The sequence below is a fragment of the Rhizobacter sp. P1_G5 genome (genome assembly GCF_056405435.1).
Window position 1 is genome coordinate 1 of sequence record NZ_JBFUCB010000903.1, and the last position, 1,778, is coordinate 1,778.

The following is a 1,778-nucleotide window of genomic DNA, read 5'->3' on the forward strand; positions in this document are numbered from 1 at the left end:
GCACGGTGAAGTGCTTCGAGGACAACTCGCTGGTGAAGGCGGCGGTCGACTCGCCGGGGCAGGGCCGGGTGCTGGTGGTCGACGGCGGCGGCTCGCTGCGGCGCGCGCTGGTCGGCGGCAACCTCGCGGCGGCTGCGGCGCGCAATGGCTGGGCGGGGCTGGTGGTCGACGGCTGCGTGCGCGACGTGGCAGAGCTGGCGGCCAGCGATGTCGGCATCCGCGCGCTGGCGCTGATGCCGCTGCCGACCGAGAAGCGCAACGAAGGGCAGCGCGACGTGCCGGTGCAGGTGCAGGGCGTGTGGGTGCGGCCGGGCGACCGGCTTTATGCGGATGCGGACGGGATCGTGGTGATGCCATAGAACATGTCGCTGCCGCGAACATGTTCCTGAAACGTGTTAAAAAAACGTCATAAATTTAACATGTTTTCGCGCCGTCACCGCGTCAGCAGCTCGAACAGCGGTTCGTTGATGAAGTACACCTCGCGGCCGATCTTCTGACCGCTCAGCACGCCGAGCCGTTCCAGTTCGCGCAGGTATTTGGCGCAGGTCTGCCGCGTTCCGAGGCCGGCGCGCTCCAGAAACTGGATCTTGCAATACGGCTGGCGAAAGATCTGCTCGATCAGGTCCTTGCTGTAGACACCGGGCGCTTCACGTTGAACGCGCTCCCGCACGGACTCCATCAACGCGAGGATGTCGATGATCTGTTGCCGGGTGCGCAGCGAGGTCTGCTCGACCGCATCGAGCATGTACAGCACCCACTCGATCCAGGCACCTTCTTCCGTCACGCGGCGCAGACCTTCGTAGTAGGCCGCCTTGTGATCGATGATGTGGCGAGACAGGTACAGCACCGGCTGGGTGAGCAGCCCGCAATCGACGAGGTAGAGGATGTTCAGGATGCGGCCGGTGCGTCCGTTGCCGTCGGGGAACGGATGGATGGCCTCGAACTGATAGTGCATCAGGGCCATCTTCACGAGCGCATCGAGCCCGTCCTCGGCGTGCATGAAGTTCTCGAGCTCTCGCAGCTTGTCCCGGATGACGCCATCGCCTTCCGGCGGGGTGTAGATCGTCTGGCCGCGGCCGTTCGCGATGCGCGTTCCGGGTGTCCGGCGGAGGCTGAAGTCCGCCTGCTTGATGAGCTGTGCGATCTCGATGAACAGGCCGGTCGCCAGCGGCCGGGTGCCGATCTGCCGGAAGCCGTGGTTCAGCGCCTGGCGGTAGCGCAACACCTCTTTGGCCTCGGGGCTGGCAGGCAAGGACTCATCCGATGCCGCCTTGAACAACTCGTCGTTCGTCGTCAGGATGTTCTCGATCTCCGACGAGGCCCGCGCTTCCTGCAGGACCAGGCTGTCGAGGAGCATCGCCTGGTCGGGCATGCGCTCGGCCATGCCTTTCAACTCGGCGAGCGCGCGGCTCGCAGTGATGGCCTTGCGCAACACGGCCGTCGTCTCCAATGCCGTCGCTGGAGGCAGCGGCGGCAGATCGTTGAAGGGCGTGTTGCGATCGAACATGCGTGGCGCTCCTGGAAGAGGCCGCTATTGCACCACTTGCATCACGTCCAGCAACCTGTCCAATCCTCCTGCATTGATCGCCACCATCGCCTGCGCCCGCACCGCCGGCTTCGCGTGGTAAGCCACCGAGAGCCCGGCGACGCCCATCATCGGCAGGTCGTTCGCCCCGTCGCCCATCGCGATCGCCTGCGACGGCTGGATGCCCAGTTGCGTGCAGGTCGCGAGCAGCATGCGCTTCTTCTCGTCGCCGTCGCAGATGTCGCCCCAGGGC

The 1,778-nt window shown here is 65.5% G+C and carries 3 protein-coding genes; 1 reads left to right on the top strand and 2 read right to left on the bottom strand.

Annotation, left to right across the window (positions count from 1 at the left end; translation table 11 throughout):
- The coding region (gene rraA, locus AC1D12_RS32545) for a ribonuclease E activity regulator RraA (RefSeq protein WP_477845267.1) at positions 1-359 on the top strand (359 nt) is incomplete at its 5' end.
- Positions 360-433: 74 nt separating this feature from the next.
- Here rraA and AC1D12_RS32550 read toward each other — a convergent pair.
- Both AC1D12_RS32550 and AC1D12_RS32555 read right to left on the bottom strand, forming a co-directional pair.
- Positions 434-1,507 carry a Fic family protein gene (locus AC1D12_RS32550; protein ID WP_477845268.1) on the bottom strand — a complete coding sequence of 358 codons (1,074 nt, stop codon included), beginning with the start codon at positions 1,505-1,507 and terminating at the stop codon, positions 434-436.
- A gap of 24 nt (positions 1,508-1,531) precedes the next feature.
- A partial coding sequence (locus AC1D12_RS32555; RefSeq protein ID WP_477845269.1) for an HAD hydrolase family protein occupies positions 1,532-1,778 on the bottom strand: 247 nt, incomplete at its 5' end.